1 protein-coding gene is annotated in these 611 nt (G+C 69.1%); it reads right to left on the bottom strand.

The genetic code is table 11. From position 1 onward, the window contains the following. Positions 1–611: 5-dehydro-4-deoxy-D-glucuronate isomerase (gene kduI / locus ACEN88_RS33665; RefSeq protein WP_413346694.1), on the bottom strand; the 611-nt coding region annotated here is incomplete at both ends.

The raw sequence follows: 611 nt of genomic DNA, 5'->3' as shown, positions 1-611 counted from the left end.
CTCGCCGCCCATCGCCCAGATGAACGCATAGTTGGCCGTGCCGGAGCCCATGTGGATCGACCACGGCGGCGACACGACGGCCTGCTCGTTGGCCACGACGATGTGGCGCGCCGAATCGGGTTCGCCCATGAAGTGGAACACGCGCTGGTCGTCCTGCAGGTCGAAATAGAAATACACCTCGGACCGGCGCTCGTGCACGTGGGGCGGCATGGTGTTCCACACGCTGCCCGTCTTGAGGATCGTGAGGCCCAGCAGCAGCTGGGCGGACTTGCAGACGCCCGGGATGACGTACTGGTAGATCGTGCGTTCGTTCGACGTCGCTGCGCTGCCGCGCTCCAGCGGGATCGCCTGGGCGTGCGTGATCTTGACGAGTTCGCAGCGGACGTGCGCGGGCGTCGACGCGAGGTAGAAGCGGGCGGGGTTGGCCGCGTCCAGCGATTCGAAGACGACTTCACCGCTGCCCATCGGGACGTACAGGCCGTCGCGCGGGGCCAGCTCGAACGCCTGGCCGTCGACGGTGACACGGCCCGCGCCGCCCGCCACGTTGATGATGCCCAGCTCGCGCCGCGCCAGGAAGGGCTGGCCGGCCGCGGAAGGCGGCTCCGTGTGGG

Origin of the sequence: Massilia sp. CT11-108 (genome assembly GCF_047302915.1) — a bacterium.
GTDB lineage: Bacteria > Pseudomonadota > Gammaproteobacteria > Burkholderiales > Burkholderiaceae_D > Telluria > Telluria orientalis.
The sequence above is the reverse complement of the archived record's forward strand: the minus strand, read 5'-3'. Positions and strand labels throughout refer to the sequence as shown.